This is a genomic window from Pseudomonas sp. 3HC3 (assembly GCF_044904505.1).
GTDB classification, from domain to species: Bacteria; Pseudomonadota; Gammaproteobacteria; order Pseudomonadales; family Pseudomonadaceae; genus Aquipseudomonas; species Aquipseudomonas putida_Y.
Genome location: NZ_JADDRH010000001.1, coordinates 616,497 through 633,149, shown reverse-complemented (window position 1 = coordinate 633,149; position 16,653 = coordinate 616,497). Strand labels below are relative to the sequence as shown.

The following is a 16,653-nucleotide window of genomic DNA, read 5'->3' as shown; positions in this document are numbered from 1 at the left end:
CCAGAAATGCCCGTTACTCACCTGGCCGGTGCGTTGTGCCATCACACTCATGACAGCGATGGCCAGTACACCGCCACGCGCTTCAACAAAAACAGCGGCGTCAGCTACCCTCTTGACCTCGGCCGTGCGCAGGCCAGCGACCTGCCGCAGGTGGCCGAGCGTAGGAGACGCATCAAGGAATGCAACTACGTGCCAGTCAAAGTTGCCAACGCACGCGCGGACCTTGGTGAAAGCCTGGTCTGGGATGAACGCAGTGGCGTGCTGTACTTTGTCGATATCTCTGGCGGGCGCATCAACTGCCTGGCACCTGATGGCGAGGTCGATTGCCTTTACGAGTCTGCCGCGCGCATTGGCGCCCTGGCGCTGACCGACCGGGGCAACCTGATTTTCACCGAGGATGCCAGCGTGGCCATCTTCGATGTGCCAACGCGCAAGGTCCGCCAGCATTCGGCATCGGTTCATCCGCGCTCGACTTTCCGCTTCAACGATGGCGCCTGCGACCCGCAGGGACGCTTCGTCACCGGCCTGATGGACGAGGCCCCCAGTGGCAATACCGGGGCGCTTTTTCGCTTTGACTGGCAATTGAGCGACCAGGTGATTCACGATGACATGGCCTTGCCCACCGGCCTTGCCTGGTCGCAGGACGGCCACACGGTGTATTTCGTCGATTCGGCGGCGCGTGCGATCTACCGCGCCGAGTACCTCATCGAAGGCCGGCTGGGCGCTGTTACGCTGTTTGCCGAAACTCCCGCCGAACTGGGCCGGCCGGATGGCCTGGCGCTGGACCGCGAAGGCGGGCTGTGGGTGTGTCAGTACCATGGCAGTTGCCTGCTGCGCTACGACCGCCACGGGCACCTGACCGACCAGGTGTTGATGCCAGTACCGTGCCCCACCAGCTGCTGCTTTGGCGGGCCCGGGATGAACACCTTGTACATCAGCACCGCGCGTTACGACATGATGCCAGAAGACCTGCACCATTATCCGGACGCTGGCGACCTGTATGCCATCCGCCCGGAAACGGGTGGCGTCGCCAGGCACAGCTTCAAGGAATAAGCGATTGCACCTGACTGGCCGGTAGCACAGCCAGTTCGCCAAAGCGTTGCGCCGAGTCGATATAGCGCAGCGCCGACTTGGCGTCTTTCCAGCCCACATAGCTCATCAGCGATTTCAGTTCCCAACCATTGGCGGTTGCCCAGGTGGCGAAGCCACGCCGTAGCGAGTGGCCGGTATACAGCGCCGCCGGCACCCCGGCACGTTCCAGCATGCGCCGCAGCAGGCCGACCAGGCTGTTGCTGTTGAGCGCGCTGTCACCAAGGTTGCCCCAGCGGTCGAGTTTGCGGAACACCGGCCCGTGGGCAATACCCGCGACTTCAAGCCATTGCAGGTAGGCAGTGACAGGGCACAAGGCCTTGAGGGCTGGGGTGCGGTGCTGCACCCCCAAGGCTTCGCGGTCGCCCTTGCTGCGTGGCAGGAAAAGCGTAATGCCGACACCGGCTTCGGCCTGGATGTGTTCAATGCGCAGGCGTGCCAGCTCATCGCCGCGAAAACCACGCCAGAAACCCAGTAACAGCAAGGCGCTGTCACGGCGAGCCCGGCGCAGGGCTGCCAAATCATGGTGCTCGCGGGCTTGTCGGGCTTCTTCTTCAAAACACGTCACAGCGGTTTGCAGGTGTTGCAGCAACAGCGGGGCGGCCTGTTTGGGTGGCGTCGGGTGCAGGGTGCGGATGCCGCGTAGCACCTGACGCACCAACGGCGCCTTGGTCGGATCGGGGAAGCCTTGGGCGACGTGCCATTGACTGAGCGCGGCCAGGCGTTGACGCAGGGTGCTGACTGCATGCTGGTCGGCATGATCGGCCAGGTAGCGGGCGATACTCTCGGCGGTGGCCGGGAGAAAACCGCCCCAGTGGCTTTCGAAATGTTCGATGGCGGCCTGGTAGCTGCGCCGGGTGTTGTCACGGGTGGCGGCGCGAAGGTAGCGCTCGATATCGGTCATGGTGCGGGTGTCGGTGTGTGATCGGTACACGATAAACCGAAATGCGTTGCCTGTCCTTGCCTAACGCCATCGGCAGGCGTGCCATTATGTTCAATACACGCATGCCTTGTCCTCGATGCCGTTGAAGGGTGGGTAAACCCACAGCTGCGGTAGCGACAGAGGCCGGCTGAAGTGGTAGCCCTGGGCAATATCGCAGCCGGCAAGCTTCAGATACACCACCTGTTCACGGGTTTCCACACCCTCGGCCACCACTTGCAGGCCCAGGCGCTTGGCCAGGATGATGGTGGAGGACACGATAGGGCTGTCGTCATGGCTGTTGGACAGCGCCGCGATCAGCGAGCGGTCGATCTTCAGCTTGCTCAACGGTAGCGAATGCAGGTGGGCAAAACCGGCGTAGCCACGGCCAAAATCGTCCAGGCTGATGCCCAAGCCCGCGCCGCGCAAGGCATGCAGGTGCGTAACCGCCATGCCTTCAGGGTCGAGGATGGTGGTTTCTGTAATTTCCAGCTCCAGCCGCTGTGGTGCGATCCCGTGATGCTGCAACTTGCGCAGCAGCCGAGCAGCGAAGTCAGCCTGACGCAGCTGCAGTGCGGAGACATTGACCGCCAGACGTGTTTCCCGGCCAGAAGCTTCCCAGCTCGACAAGGCTTCACAGGCCAGCCGCAGTACCTCCCAACCCAGTTCGACAATGAAACCACTGCGCTCAGCCAGGTCGATGAAGCGGTCCGGGTATAGCAGGCCGAACTCAGGGTGGTCCCAGCGCACCAGCGCCTCGTAGCCGATCACCTGGTGGGTATCGAGGCGAATCTGTGGCTGGTAGTGCAGCACGAACTGGCGTTCGGCCAAGGCACTGCCGAACGCTTGTTCAAGGGTGAACGCCTGGATATCGGCCAGGTTCAGCGAGGGGTCGAAAAAGCGATACTGCGCGCGCCCTGCCTGCTTGGCTGAGTACATTGCAGCATCGGCACTGCGTATCAGGCTGTCGATGTCCTGGCCGTCGCGCGGGCAGATACTCACCCCTACGCTGGGGCTGGTGTTGACCTCTTGGGCATCCAGGGCGTAGGTGGCTGACAGTTTCTGCACCAGTTCGTGGACCCAGGCGTTGATCTGCTCCTCGCTGCGCTCGCCGGCCAACAACACCACGAACTCGTCGCCGCCAAAGCGCGAAGCCTCATCGCCCGGCTCCAGCAGGCGCTGGATACGCCCGGCCACAGCCTGTAGCAGCAGGTCACCAATCTTGTGCCCGAGCGAGTCGTTGATCGACTTGAAGCGGTCCATGTCGATGAACAGAATCGCCATCAGTCGGCGCTTGCCACGTTGCCGAGTCAACGCCTGGCTGGCCACCTCGACGAACTGGCGGCGGTTGTGCAGGCCGCTGAGGTGGTCGGTGGCGGCGGCGTGGCTGCTGCGCTGGTGTTCGTCCTCCAGGCGCACGATCAGCTGCTGATTGACCTGCTGGGCATGTTCCAGCGCGTCGAAGGCCTCCTGGCGCTTGCGCAGCAGGCGCAAGGTCCATAGCAGGCTGGCCAGGATCATCAGGGTCATGCTCAGGTTCAACCAGAATTGCCGGGAATAGGCCTGCGTCCAGGGTGCGAGGATTTCTGCCTGGCGCTGGCTGACCACCACGCTGAAGCCTCGCTCGGGTACACGGCGGTACAGGCTTTGGTAGGCATCACCCGCTACGTATTGGGTCAGCCTGCCCGCTTCGCTGTCGAATACCGGCAGCGGGGGCTGCAATAGGTCGCCGGCAATCGCCACGCCGCGGGTATCGACGCGCAGCCGCTCCAGGCCGTCATCCTGCAGCAGACGCACCAGGCCACTGTTGCCCAGGTCGATATGTTGAAACAGCTCCGCCAGGTAGCCGATGTCCAGTTGCACCACCGAAATGGTGTCGATTTCCTGGCCGGTCGAGTTGGTCAACGGCAGCAGGAAGGTCAGGTGCCTGGTGGGCAGGGCCGAGGTTTGGCCAAGGGGCTGAATGCTGGGCAGGAAAGGTTTGAAACCGTAGCGGTCAATGTGCCGCTGCAGCTGGCGCAACCAGTCTGCCGGCAACTCGGCGGCCTCATCGGTATGGTTGGCCGACAGCAGCCGGCCTTGTCGGTCGTACAGGCTCGTGCGCTTGAACACCGGGTCTGCGGCCAGGCTGAAGTTGCCCTGACGCAGCGCTTTCCTATCGTCCTGGGTAACACGGCCCACCGCCTGGGCGCGGTCGACAAGCTGTCGCAGGCTTGCGCCCACGATGTTGGCCAGGTTCAGGTGCTCGGTGGCTTTGGCCGACAGTGCATCCTGGCGAGCGGCGGCTTTCTGCGTGACGTGCAGCCCCCAGAGAAAGGCCAGGGTCGCTGCACAGAGCATCAGGATCAGCAGTCGCAGAAGGCTGGATGAGGAAAGCGAACGGCGAATCACTGCTGATGGTTCCCGACCCTGGGTGATGCTCGAAAAATACGACAGCGAGATGACAGTCTGATGACTGATGGCCAATAGCCTTTAGGGGGTTCCCCTATTTGCAACGGGTCTCTGCAGGCGTGCCGTTTCTTCTTCGAGGTAGCTTATCAATGCGCTGACTTCGGCATCGCCCAGGCGCATGTTGGGCATGGCCAGGCGGTTGTATTGCTCGAACAGCAGCATGGCCAGGGGGTCTTTCTCGGCCAGCATCTGGTCGGGCGCCTTCAGCCAGCGGGTCAGCCAGTTGGCGTCACGCTGACGGGTCACGCCCAGCAGGTCGGGGCCGATGCCTGGCGGGCCTGGCTCGGTGTTGCCCAAGGTGTGGCAGGACGAGCAACGGGTGCGGAAGATCTGCTCGCCGCTGCTGGGTGCGCGCATCTGCGGCGCTTGAGCGTAGTCATTGGTCATGGCGCTGGCCTGCTTCCAGTTGTGCAAGCTGTTGCCGAGGCGGTCGGCGAGGATGTACGGGCTTTCGAAAGGCGAGGCTTTCATCCAGCGGCCGGTGGCCTGGTTGCCGATGATGAGGCTCAGGTTATGGTCTTTGGAGCGGCCGTTTTCCAGGCCATCGATCCATAGCCCCAGGCTGCGGCGTAGTTGCTCGATATCGTCGGGTTCGCCGGTCAGCAAGGTCCAGCCTGGGCCGATGCCGAACTTTTCGGCATAGCGCTTGAGGGTGGCAGGGGTGTCGTTATAGGGGTCGATGCTGATGGAGTAGAGGAAGATATCCTTGCCGACCCGGTCACCGAGGATTTTCTGTACCTGGCGCAGGCGTGCGGTTTCCACTGGGCAGGAATCGGAGCAGCCGGTAAAGATGAAGTTGATGGCAACCACCTTGTCCTTGATAAGGTCGTCGAAGAAATGCACTTTTTCGCCATCCTGGGTGAGCAGGGGGATGTTGGGGAAGTAGTTGGCCCCCCAGGGAGAGGCAGCTGCTTCGGCCACCTTTTGTTGGGGGTGCAGTGGCCAGAACGGAATGCTGGCGGCGAACAACGCAAGTACCAGCAGGAAACGCCATGAGCCGGGCATGATGCGGTCCTCGTGGGTTGGCTGAGCGGGGCCGCATAGCGGCCCCCGCTTTGCACTCACTTGTATTTGACTGGCGCTGTCACCGTCTGGCCCAGTACCGATTTCACCGTGACCGTCGCTGGCGTGGCCGGGCCAAAGCCGGTGGTGGTCACCGCTACCCGCCAACGGGCCCCCGTAGTCGTGGCAGTCAGCGTCGCGTTCCCCAGGCTTACCGGACCACCGGTGGTTGCTGCAGTCACGCTGATGCTGTTGCCCGTGGCCACCGTGGTAGTCCCCTGCACATCCCAGGTGAAACGGTTGCCGCTGCGTTCCTGCACCGTGGCACTGGTGACCTTGAGTTCGTCGGCCGCCGCTGCTGCGGTTACGGCGATGCTGACCGTGGCCGGGGCCACCGACTCGGCCCCCTTGGTATCACGCGCCGTGTAATTGAAGCTGGCCGTGAATGGCGTGGCGACCGCAGCGGGCGGGCTGTACGTTACGGTGGTGCCGTCGGTGCTGACGGCACCCTGGCCGGAGTCCGGCTGGCTGAGGCCGGTTACCGTGAGCGGAACATTGCCGTCCGGGTCACTGTCGTTGGCCAGCACGTTCAGGGTGATCGGCGTGCCAGCCGTCGTTGCGGCACTGTCATTGGCCGCGACGGGTGGTTTGTTGGCCGGGTCGTCATTGTCGTCGTGGGTTTTGGTGCGGAACGTTGGCAGGCCTACCGAGGCCATGTAATGCACGCCATCCCATCCCGGCAGCGGGGTCGGCATCACCTGGAACTGCCCCGGGTGTTCAATATCCCAGCGCAGCAGCATCGAAGAGTCCTCGTGCTGTGTGTTGTGGCAGTGCTCCATGTAGGTGCCGGCAAACTCGCGGAAGCGGATGGCCATTTCCACCTCGATGGACGAATCAGGTTCCTGCCCGATACGGTACACATCCTTGCGCGCCCATTTTTCCCATTCTGGCGGGGCCTTGCCGTCGCGGCTAAGGATCACGCCTTCCTCGAAGTGCACGTGTACCGGGTGGCTCCAGCCATTGCCGCCGTTGACGATTTTCCACACTTCCAGGGTGCCGTCGCCGCTGAAACCAGCGTCGGTAGACTGGTTGGCCAGTTGCGGTGCGGCACTGATGCGGCGTGGGTCCATGCTGTAGCCAAAGCCGCCGTCGGTCTTGATGGTCCACGGGGTGGTGTCCGTACCGTCGGAGCGGCCAAAGATGAACTCGCGGTGGCGGGCATCCTTGAGCTTGGCCTGGTCGGCTGCGGCGTCGCGGTCAATTGGCAGGGGCAGCATTTTCAGGCCTGCAGCCTTGCCTGGCTTGGCCGGCTCATAGGCTACCGGGTCCATGCTCAGGTCCTGGCCGGTGTACGGTTGCACCCACAGTTGCAGAAACTTGCCGACTGCCGGATCGCCCTTGTCCCACTGCGGGCCTTTGCTGGTCTGCTTGATCACCGCCTTGTATTTTTCCGACAGCACGTCGGCCAACGGGATAGCTTGCTTTGGACCTTTGCCGGAGTCGTGCTCCATCAGGTTGACGAAGTACAGCTTGTCGCCCGCCTTGATACCGTTCTTGGCGAAGTTGATGATGATGTCGTAGCGCTCGGCAATGCCCTGCAGTGGCAGGATGCCGTTGTTGTCTTGCAGGTTGCCGTCACCATTGAGGTCCATCGTGCCGTCGAATGGCACCGCGTGTTCCATGATGTTGCCGTCGTTGGCGATCATGTGGAACGGCACCCGCGCATACGACACGTTGGAGCCGGACGGGCCTTTGAACTCGCCACTGTTACCGGCAATTTCCCGCACCACGGCGAACTTGAAGTAGCGTGAAACCGAACCGTTGAGGATACGGAAACGGTAACTGCGCGCACGCACCTTGAGCCTGGGCAGGTACTGCCAGTTGACCAGGATCTGGTCACCGAGGAAGCCGTCAGTGTTGAACGGGTTGAACCACAGCTGGCCGTTTGCATCCCAGGCCTTGTCGGCTATCACCAGGTTGACGTCATAGTCACGGTTACCCCAAGGCATGGCTGAACCACTTGGGAAGCGCAGGTTGACACCGTCCTGCAGGGCCTCGTTGCCGCGGTCCAGGGCGCTGTAGTAGTTCATCATTACGGCGTTGCCTTTGTAGACGTTCTGCGCCGTGAAATCCATCATGTGGTCGTGGAACCAGTGGGTACTCATGGTTTCGCGCCAGTCGCCACGAATCTTGATGCTGCCGTTCTCGCAGGTTTTCAGGCCCGGTGTGCCATCGTTGACGAACAAGGTTTCACCCGGCGAGCAGGGGAAAGCTGCACGCGGGTCCTGGGCACGGGTGTTGATGGTGTCGTAGCCCGCCAGTTGCACCGGCCAGCGGTAGTCGTAGTACTGGCCGGGGAAGAAGTACGCGTTGGCAAAGCCGTCGCTTTCGGCCGGGGAGTGGCCGTTGTGCTCGTGGGTCGAGATGGTATGCAGGCCAAAGCCACCGTTGGCCGACGGGTCAATCGGCAGGGCGTTGTAATGGCGCATCAGGATTGGCTGGCCGTAGCGCACCATCAGCAGCTTGGGCGGGAAAGTGCCGTCGAAGGTCCACAACGATTTGTGGTTTTGCAGCGGCATGTTTGGGTGGAAGCGTATGTCGATACCCTTGGTGGTGCCCAGCGTGGTCGGAATGTCGGAGGTCTGGTAGTACAGGCCTCCCGGGGCGAATTCACCGACGGCATAGTTGTGCAGTTGCTTGCGGTCGCGCAGACCGAGGTTGATGCGCGCTCCGGCCTGGGCGGTCTTGAACGCTGCCTGCGGGTAGAACTCGTTCCAGCGCTGGTGCGACCAGCCTTTTCCTGGTGGCCGGCCTTCAGCGGGCGAGCCTACCGGCTGGCGGTTGAGGAACATCTCGATCTGCGCCTTCCATGGGTTGCGGTCCAGCACGTTGGCGTACTGGGTCGGGAACGGGTACAGGCCGGGCTGCTTGAGGAACGCTTCCAGTGCGCTGCCACTGGGGCCGCTGCGTGCCACCACGTTGGGGTCTTGCGCGGGGGCCGCGCCGAGGGTGGGGACCGGGAAGGTCAGATCGGGCGCCGGCGTGGTCGGGTCGAGCTTCTCTGGCCCGAATTCTTCGAACAGCAACAGTTGCTGGGTGAATGGTTGCGCACCGAACAACGGGCTGGGTTTGCCGTTGGTAGGGTACTTGTCCGACGTTTGCAGGGCAGGCGGCAGCACGTTGTCGGTGCGTACCGTGCTGCGGTCGCCATACACGCCATCGGTCAGCTCCAGCGCGCCCTCGTTGGCCTCGGGCAAGGTTTTCAGCTCAAGCAAGGCAGCGGTCGGGTCGTCCGGCTGGTCGGTGTAGGCCGACGGGTCGGTCGGCGGTGGCATGCTGTTGTCGTCGAGGGGGGATGCCATGGCCGTGATCAACCCGAGGCTGATCATCAGCGCAGTGACGGAGGACAGATGGAACGCGCGCCTGGACGCGTGGCTCATGGCGGATGTTTTCATTGGCTAAAGCCTCTTTTGCGGCCTTACGGCCTTAAGCCATCAATGGCGTTTTGCCCGTTAAATGGCCATCAGCAACAGCTATGCCAACAGATATTTCAGTAATGCTTTGACATACAAAACCTTGCAGCGCCTGGCGTGCACTAAACGATGGCGCGTCAAGAATGGGGGCAGATACCCATTAGCGGGTCACCATTGCCCACAGTTTGGGGAGTTGGAGAGTAGTGACAGGCGCGGCGCCCTCGGGTATACCTGAGCGCCACCAAGGGGAGCCCGGCAATGGGCTGAGAAACCGCTGAACGCTACAGCGCGGTGACCCTTCGAACCTGATCCGGATCATGCCGGCGAAGGGATGGGGCTTGTAACCTGCCTTTTTGCCGGCCTCACTGCGAGGCCAGTCCATGTCAATTGCCACGGTCTCGCTGTCACCCTCATCAAGGACAGCAACATGACCGAACGCTTCAGCCAGTCCCTGCGCCGCCAGTGCGAGCCGACCTGGTCGGCGGCCGTTGGCCACCGTTTCGTGACCCAATTGTGCGACGGCAGCCTGCCTGACCCGATCATGGTCAGCTACCTGGTTCAGGACCACCGTTTTCTCGACAGCTTCCTGACCCTGCTGGGCGCGGCGATCGCCACCGCTGACACGTTTGAAGCCCGCCTGCGCTTCGGCCGCTTTGCCGGGATGATCTCCAGTGACGAGAACACCTATTTCCTGCGTGCCTTCGAGGCCCTGGGTGTCGGCCCGGCGCAACGCAGTGAACCGGCCGATACCGCGCCTACCGCAGGTTTCAAGGCGATCATGCGCGAAGCGGCAGCCACCCGTTCCTACGCAGCGGCACTGGCGGTGCTGAACGTTGCCGAAGGCCTGTATCTGGACTGGGCGCTCAAGGCGCCGAAACCGATGCCGGACAACTTCGTTCATGCCGAGTGGATTACCCTGCATGACAACCCGGCATTTCAGGCATTCGTCGCTTTCCTGCAGGCCGAACTGGACCGCGTCGGCCCGCAGGAGGCCGCATTGGCCAGTGGCTTCTACCAGCGCACCGTGGCGCTGGAGCTGGCTTTCTTCGATGCAGTGTACCCGGAGGGCAAATGAGCATGGATATCTTCGAGCGCCTCAAGGCCGCCGCCACGCCACAATGGAACAGCTACGTAGACCATGACTTCGTGCGTCAGATGGGCGAGGGCACGCTGAGCGAGGAAGCGTTCCGAACCTACCTTGTGCAGGATTACCTGTTCCTGATCCAGTTCGCCCGCGCCTGGGCGCTGGCCGCCTACAAGAGCCGCCGCCCGACCGACATTCGCTCGGCGCAGGCCGGGCTGGCGGCGATCCTGGATGAAACAGAGCTGCACTTGCGCCTGTGCGCGCGCTGGGGCTTGACCCAGGCAGACATCGAAGCCGCGCCAGAGCACCAGGCCACGGTGGCATACACCCGTTATGTGCTGGACTGCGGCGCAGCCGGCGACCTGCTGGAGCTGCATGTGGCACTGGCACCTTGCGTGATCGGCTATGCCGAAATCGGCCGGACCCTGGCCGAGCGCATTGGCGACTTGAGCAATCACCCCTACCGCGAGTGGATTGGCGAGTATGCCGGGGAGGGCTACCAAGGGGTTGCAGCGGCAGCGCGCAAGCACCTGGATGAACTGGCGGCGCGCAGCATGACCGAGCAGCGGTTCGCCGAACTGGCAGGGATTTTTGGCCAGGCATCCAGCCTGGAGGCTGATTTCTGGCAGATGGGGCTGGACGGGGCCGTGTAAACCGCCGTGGGCTGGGTGATTACTACCCAGCCTGAGCCCGCTTTGGTGCATGAACGCCTCAAAATAAGTCGTCCCGCACACTCCAAATCGTCAGATCGCGGCTTTAATGTGCATAGTGCATATGGATTTCTGGGCGACCAGCCCGATTTTTCCGGGTGGCGGCGCAGTAAAAAAGCGGCCCGCATATTGCTCTTTCAGCTCCCAACTACAAACCCGGAGCCCCCGTGCAATGAGCTCACCCAGCGAATTCCCCCTCAGCGAAGCCCCGCAGTCCGCCCGCAGGGGCCTGCTGCCGATCGCGATGGTCTTGTTCAGCTTCACCTTCTTTACCGGCACGATGTTCGCCGGTGGCAAGCTGGGCATGGCATTCAGTTTTGTCGACATGCTGTGGGTGGCCACCCTCGGCAACAGCCTGCTGGCCTTGTATGCCGCAGTGCTGGCCTTCATCGCCTCGCGCAGCGGGCTGAACACCGTGCTGATGGGGCGCTTCTGTTTCGGTGAAGCAGGGAGCCGGCTCTCGGATTTTCTGCTGGGTTTTGCCGAACTGGGCTGGTATGCCTGGGGTACGGCCACGGTGGCCATCGTGCTGGTCAAGCTGCTTGGGCTGGCGGATGGCTTCGGCATGCCTTTGATGGTGCTGTTCGGGCTGGGTTTCAGCATTACGGCCATCATCGGTTTCAAGGGGCTGGATGTGTTGTCGCGGGTGTCGGTGCCATTGATGTTCGTGCTGCTGTTGGTGTCCATGTACATCGCCACCCGCGATGCCGGTGGCTTTGCCGGCCTGGCTGCCGTTGTACCGCATGAAACCATGACTTTTTCGGCGGCAGTGACCATGGTTTTCGGCACCTTCGCCAGTGGCGCCACCCAAGCCACCAACTGGACACGGCTGGCACGCAGTGGCCGGGTAGCGGTGACCGCCAGCGTGGTGGCATTCCTCCTGGGCAACGGCCTGATGGTGGTGGCCGGAGCGTGGTGCGCGATGGTTTACCAGCAGGCCGATATCGTCGACGTGATGATGCTGCAGGGCCTGTCGTTCGCGGCGGTGGTGATGCTGTGCCTGAACCTGTGGACCATTCAGGGGCCGACCATCTACAACGTGTCAGCCGCCGCCTGCCACTTGTTGCGCAGCGAGCGCCGGCGCACGGCAACGCTGGTGGCGGCCGGGGTTGGCATTGTGCTGGCGATGGGTGGCATGTACGAAATGCTGATCCCGTTCCTGGTGCTGCTGGGGTCGATCATTCCGCCGGTGGGTGGGGTGATCATGGCTGATTTCTGGTACCGCCATCGCGGCAAATACCCGGCACTGGGTACGGCAAACCTGCCACGCTACAACCTCACCGGGCTGTTTGCCTATGCCGTGGGCGCTGTACTGGCCTATGCCTCACCGTGGGTCGCGCCGCTGGTGGGCATCGCCGCCTCGGCAGTGTGCTACATCGTCATTCTAGAGCTGGGCGCACGCCGCCGGGCGCCAGGCCAGGCGGGTGTCGAGCCGTGAGCCTGGCGCTGGACGAGATCCTGCATTTGCCCGGCCTGCACGAAATGCATGTGCGGGCCGGGGCGCGCAACCTGCAACGGCGGGTACGCTGGCCTTACGTGGCGGAGAACGAGGGTATCGCCGAATGGGTGATGGGCGGTGAGCTGGTGTTCGTCACCGGCATCAACCACCCGCGCGGCGAAGCCAACCTGCTGAGCCTGGTGGAGGATGGCGACGCCGTGGGCATTGCCGGCATGGTGATTCTCACCGGCGGCAGTTTCATCCAGAGCATCCCGGCGTCCGTAATCGCGCGCGCCGAGCAACTGGGCTTACCACTGATCGAACAACCCTACGCGCTGAAGATGGTGGTGGTCACTCACCTGATCGGCACTGCACTGGTGCAGATGAGCCAGGTGCGCCGCTCGCGCAACGACATCCTTGGCCAACTGCTCACAGGCGACTACCCGAGCCTGGCGATTGCCCGGCAGCGGGCAGTACACCTGCAACTGGCCCTGGATAAACCGCGGCGCCTGCTGGCGTTGCGCCTGACAGGCGTGGACGGCTTGTTCGAGCGCCACGGGCTTGCACACGGCGAGCGTACCTGGCAAGCCACCCGGCAGGCCCTGGAAGACCAGCTGGAAGCCTGGTGCCGCCAGCGGCCTGACAGTGTGACAGCGCAACTGCCAGGCGACCTGTTCGTGGTGCTGCTGGCCGATACGCACGACTTACCCGAGACGTTGGGTGCGCTGTACCGGCAGTTGCAAGCCACGACAGGTGAGCTGGGCCTTTACATGGGCCTGTCGAGCCTCGCTGACGATTGCGCGCACTACCGCCAGGCCCTCAACGAGGCACGCCAGGCGCTGGATGTGGCGCAGCATCTGCGCCCGGTCAACGGCTATTGCAACTTCAGCGAGCTTGGCGTCCTGCGCCTGCTGCAAGGTATTGTCGACCGCTCGCTGATCGACGATTTCGTCAGTCGCACCCTCGGCCCGCTGATCGCCCCCGGGCGTAAACACGCCAATGCCCTGGTGCATACCCTCGACGCCTTGCTCATGGAAAATGGCAACGGGCTCAAGGCCGCACAACGCCTGGGGCTGCACCGCAACACGATCAATCAGCGCATCCAACGCATCGAACAACTGAGCGGGCAGTCGCTGGACGACCCGCTTTTTCGCATGAATGCTTCGGTCGCCATGCTGGTATGGCGCATGAGCGAAGCCCACGGCAAGGAGTAACAGCATGAACATCATCAACGCACGCCTGCGCGGCAAGCCTGGCCTGTTCCGCGTCGAACTGAACGGCGAGCGCATTGCCGCCATCGTGCCCCAGCCCGACGTCGTGACGCCCGCTACGAATGACCTGGACGCCGGGCAAAACCTGGTGGTCGCGCCTTTTGTCGAGCCGCACATTCATCTTGATGCCACGCTGACCGCTGGTGAGCCGAAGTGGAACATGAGCGGCACGTTGTTCGAAGGCATTGAGCGCTGGTCGGAGCGCAAGGAAATCACCACCCACGACGACATCAAGACCCGTGCGAAAAAAACCATCGGCATGCTGGTGGACCACGGTATCCAGCATGTGCGCACCCATGTCGATGTGACCGACCCGAAACTCACCGCGCTCAAGGCCATGGTCGAGGTGCGTGACGAAGTGCGTGAGCTGATCGACCTGCAGATTGTCGCCTTCCCGCAGGAGGGCATCGAGTCGTACGCCAACGGCCGGGCGCTGATGACTGAAGCCGTGGCGATTGGCGCTGACGTCGTCGGCGGCATTCCGCATTTCGAAAATACCCGCGACCAGGGTGTATCGTCGGTGAAGTTCCTGATGGACCTGGCCGAGCGTACCGGCTGCCTGGTGGACGTGCACTGCGACGAGACCGACGACCCGCAATCGCGCTTCCTCGAAGTGTTGGCCGAAGAAGCGCGGGTACGCGGCATGGGGGCCCGGGTCACGGCCAGCCACACCGTGGCCATGGGCTCGTATGACAATGCGTATTGCTACAAGCTGTTCCGCCTGCTCAAGCTGTCGGGCATCAACTTTGTGTCGTGCCCGACCGAGAGCATTCACCTGCAAGGGCGCTTTGACAACTACCCGAAACGTCGTGGCGTTACCCGCGTCGCCGAGATCGACCGCGCCGGCATGAACGTGTGCTTCGGCCAGGACTCCATCGTCGACCCGTGGTACCCGCTGGGCAATGGCAACATCCTGCGCATTCTCGAAGCCGGCCTGCACATCTGCCACATGCTCGGCTATGAAGACCTGCAGCGCTGCCTGGACCTGATTACCGACAACAGCGCCCGCACCCTGAACCTGGGCGAGCGCTATGGCATCGAGGTGGGGCGGCCGGCGAACCTGTTGCTGCTGTCGGCGCCGGATGATTACGAGATGGTGCGCAGCCAGGGGCACGCTTTGGTATCGGTACGCAATGGCAAGGTACTGATGCAGCGCACGCCAGCGCAGGTGCAACGTTTGCGCTGACGCTGTTGTCGCCTCAGGTGCACAGGGCGGCCAAGGCGTAGCTTGCGACTTGTGCATCCTGCACTGCCACACCGGTCAGGTCCGCCAAGGTAATCTGGCCGTCGTGCTCACGCCCCTTGGCGCGGCCAGCCAGTAGCGTACCCAGCTCGATCAGCTGGTTAGCGTCGATCCGGCCACTGCCGAGGGCATGGGCCACTTCGCCGTACTGGCTGCACTGGGCGATGGCGTCGACGATGATGCGGTCTGCCCTTGCCACCAGTGCCGGGTCCAGTTCCTGCTTGCCGGGCGCATCGGCACCGACGGCGGTGATATGCGTACCCGGCTGGACCCAATCACTGTGCAACAGCGCCTGGCGAGAAGGCGTGGTGCAGACGATCAGGTTTGCAGCGCCCGCAACCTCGGCAGCATCCTGCGTGCTGTGCACTGCGAAGCCCAGCTCGCGGGCAAATGCCGTATAGGCCGCAAGCCCGCGTTCATTGCGGCCCCAGACAATGACCTGGCGGCAATCGGTCACCGCGCGAAGCTGCTCAAGCTGCATCTGCGCCTGCATGCCGGTGCCGAGGATGCCAATGGCCTTGACCTGGGCCGGCGCCAGCAGCCGAGCGGCGATACGCCCGGCCAACGCGGTGCGCATGGCAGTCAGCCAGCCTTGGTCCTGCAGCAGTGCCAGCGGCTGACCGGTGTGTGCAGACAACACAAGCATCAAGCCATCATTGCTCGGCAGGCCCTTGGACGGGTTGTCGTAGAAGCCTGTCGAAAGCTTGACGGTGAAGGTCGGGCTACCTTCGATGTAGGCCGACTTCACGCAACAGTCACCGTTCGCGCCCTTGAATGCGAAGCCCTGCACGGGCGGCACCTGCACCTTGCCTTCGGAGTAGGCGATGAAGCCTTCCTCCAGTTGGCTGACCGCGAGCTCGGGGTTGAAGCGAGCGATGATCTGCGCCTTGCTGAAGACCCTCATTGAACGGCCTCGAGGAACTTCTCCAGCAGGATGTTACGGCCACACAGGATCACCGCGACACGCTTGCCCTGATAGCGTTCGGCGAGCTTCTGCATGCCGGCGACCGCAACCGCTGCAGCGCCTTCGATGATCCAGCGCTCACTGCTGGCGATGTCGCGCATGGCGCAGCGGATTTCGTCCTCGCTGACCAGCACGGTATCGGTGAGCAGCGCCTGGCAAAGCGGGAAGGTGATGGAGCCTGGCTCGACGCCGCCAGCCGTGCCATCCGACAGCGTTTCGCAGGCATCCAATTCGATGATTTCACCGGCCTTGAGTGATTGCTGCAGCGTTGGGTCATTTGCCGGCCAGCAGCCGATGATCTCAGTGCCCGGCTTGAGGACGCGCAGGGCGGCGCCGATGCCGGAAATCATCCCGCCACCGCCCACGGCAACGAACACCGCGTCCAGGTCTGGCGCCTGCTCAAACAACTCCATGCCGATGGTGCCCTGGCCGGCAATGACTTGCAGGTCGTTGTAGGGGGACACGAAAGGTACGCCCTGGGCCTTGGCTTGCCTGGCTGCTTCCAGCTCTGCACTCAGCGGGTCGGTGGGCAGGCAGACCACTTCGGCGCCCAGCGCGCGCATTGCCTCTGTTTTGTATGCCGATGCGCCCGTGGTGGTGTAGACCTTCACTGGCACGCCAGCCATCTTGCCGGCCAAGGCCAGTGCCTGCCCATGGTTACCGGAAGAGGCAGCTATCACCCCCTGCTTGCGCGCCTCGGCCGGCAGCAGGCGCATCTTGTTGCTGGCACCGCGAAACTTGAATGAACCGGTGTGCTGCAGGTGTTCGCATTTGAGCAGCACTTCACAGCCGGTCAATGCCGACAAACGAGGGCTGTGCAAGAGCGGGGTAATGCTGACGGCCGGACGGAGCGCCGCATGGGCGTCCTGAATGTTTTGGTGCAATGTATCAAGGAACTGGGCATCAACGGACGGGGTGGCTGGCATGACGGGTCCTTGCAGGTGTATGGATAATTTGTCCACCATAGAATAATATTCCACCAACAGCAAGAGCGTGTGCCTACAGCCAG

Annotated in this window: 12 protein-coding genes and 1 riboswitch; of the genes, 6 read left to right on the top strand and 6 right to left on the bottom strand. The window is 62.9% G+C overall.

Going from position 1 to position 16,653, the window contains the following annotated elements; translation table 11 throughout:
- Positions 1-6: 6 nt before the first annotated feature.
- Positions 7-1,053, top strand: a complete 1,047-nt coding sequence (locus INQ47_RS03095) for an SMP-30/gluconolactonase/LRE family protein (RefSeq protein WP_252461332.1) — start codon at positions 7-9, stop codon at positions 1,051-1,053.
- On the opposite strand, the gene INQ47_RS03090 is transcribed toward INQ47_RS03095, so the two are convergent.
- The 4 genes from INQ47_RS03090 to INQ47_RS03075 all read right to left on the bottom strand — a co-directional run bounded on the left by INQ47_RS03090 (position 1,043) and on the right by INQ47_RS03075 (position 8,916).
- Positions 1,043-2,023 (bottom strand): site-specific integrase, encoded by a 981-nt coding sequence (locus INQ47_RS03090; RefSeq protein ID WP_252461333.1) that lies wholly within the window; start codon positions 2,021-2,023, stop codon positions 1,043-1,045. The genes INQ47_RS03095 and INQ47_RS03090 overlap by 11 nt on opposite strands.
- A gap of 60 nt (positions 2,024-2,083) precedes the next feature.
- Entirely contained in the window at positions 2,084-4,399 is a 2,316-nt protein-coding gene (locus INQ47_RS03085) for a putative bifunctional diguanylate cyclase/phosphodiesterase (RefSeq protein ID WP_404701061.1), read from the bottom strand.
- An 81-nt stretch (positions 4,400-4,480) separates the two neighbouring features.
- Positions 4,481-5,464, bottom strand: a complete 984-nt coding sequence (locus tag INQ47_RS03080) for an SCO family protein (protein ID WP_404701060.1) — start codon at positions 5,462-5,464, stop codon at positions 4,481-4,483.
- Between the two features lie 56 nt (positions 5,465-5,520).
- Entirely contained in the window at positions 5,521-8,916 is a 3,396-nt protein-coding gene (locus tag INQ47_RS03075) for an Ig-like domain-containing protein (protein ID WP_404701059.1), read from the bottom strand.
- 252 nt (positions 8,917-9,168) lie between these two features.
- Positions 9,169-9,283: riboswitch (TPP riboswitch) on the top strand.
- A gap of 78 nt (positions 9,284-9,361) precedes the next feature.
- Between INQ47_RS03075 and INQ47_RS03070 the strand changes: the two genes are divergently transcribed.
- The 5 genes from INQ47_RS03070 (at position 9,362) to codA (ending at position 14,623) form a co-directional block, all read left to right on the top strand.
- Positions 9,362-10,009 carry a TenA family protein gene (locus tag INQ47_RS03070; RefSeq protein ID WP_404701058.1) on the top strand — a complete coding sequence of 216 codons (648 nt, stop codon included), beginning with the start codon at positions 9,362-9,364 and terminating at the stop codon, positions 10,007-10,009.
- On the top strand, positions 10,006-10,671 hold the full coding sequence (tenA, locus tag INQ47_RS03065; RefSeq protein WP_404701057.1) for a thiaminase II: 666 nt from the start codon (positions 10,006-10,008) through the stop codon (positions 10,669-10,671). Before INQ47_RS03070 ends, tenA begins: the two co-directional genes overlap by 4 nt.
- Before the next feature lie 229 nt (positions 10,672-10,900).
- The gene (gene codB / locus INQ47_RS03060; RefSeq protein ID WP_404701056.1) at positions 10,901-12,166 is read left to right on the top strand and encodes a cytosine permease; all 1,266 of its coding nucleotides are present in this window, start codon (positions 10,901-10,903) and stop codon (positions 12,164-12,166) included.
- Positions 12,163-13,380: a PucR family transcriptional regulator gene (locus tag INQ47_RS03055; protein ID WP_404701055.1), complete on the top strand. Its 1,218-nt coding sequence runs from the start codon at positions 12,163-12,165 to the stop codon at positions 13,378-13,380. The genes codB and INQ47_RS03055 overlap by 4 nt, the downstream gene beginning before the upstream one ends.
- Positions 13,381-13,384: 4 nt before the next feature.
- Complete coding sequence (gene codA, locus INQ47_RS03050) at positions 13,385-14,623, top strand: cytosine deaminase (RefSeq protein ID WP_404701054.1); 1,239 nt, start codon at positions 13,385-13,387, stop codon at positions 14,621-14,623.
- Between the two features lie 13 nt (positions 14,624-14,636).
- Here the strand turns inward: codA and INQ47_RS03045 are convergent, their stop codons facing one another.
- Both INQ47_RS03045 and INQ47_RS03040 read right to left on the bottom strand, forming a co-directional pair.
- Positions 14,637-15,584, bottom strand: a complete 948-nt coding sequence (locus tag INQ47_RS03045) for an ornithine cyclodeaminase family protein (RefSeq protein WP_404701053.1) — start codon at positions 15,582-15,584, stop codon at positions 14,637-14,639.
- A complete protein-coding gene (locus tag INQ47_RS03040) occupies positions 15,581-16,570 on the bottom strand; it encodes a threonine/serine dehydratase (RefSeq protein WP_404701052.1) in 990 nt (329 codons plus the stop codon). Before INQ47_RS03040 ends, INQ47_RS03045 begins: the two co-directional genes overlap by 4 nt.
- Positions 16,571-16,653: the final 83 nt, after the last annotated feature.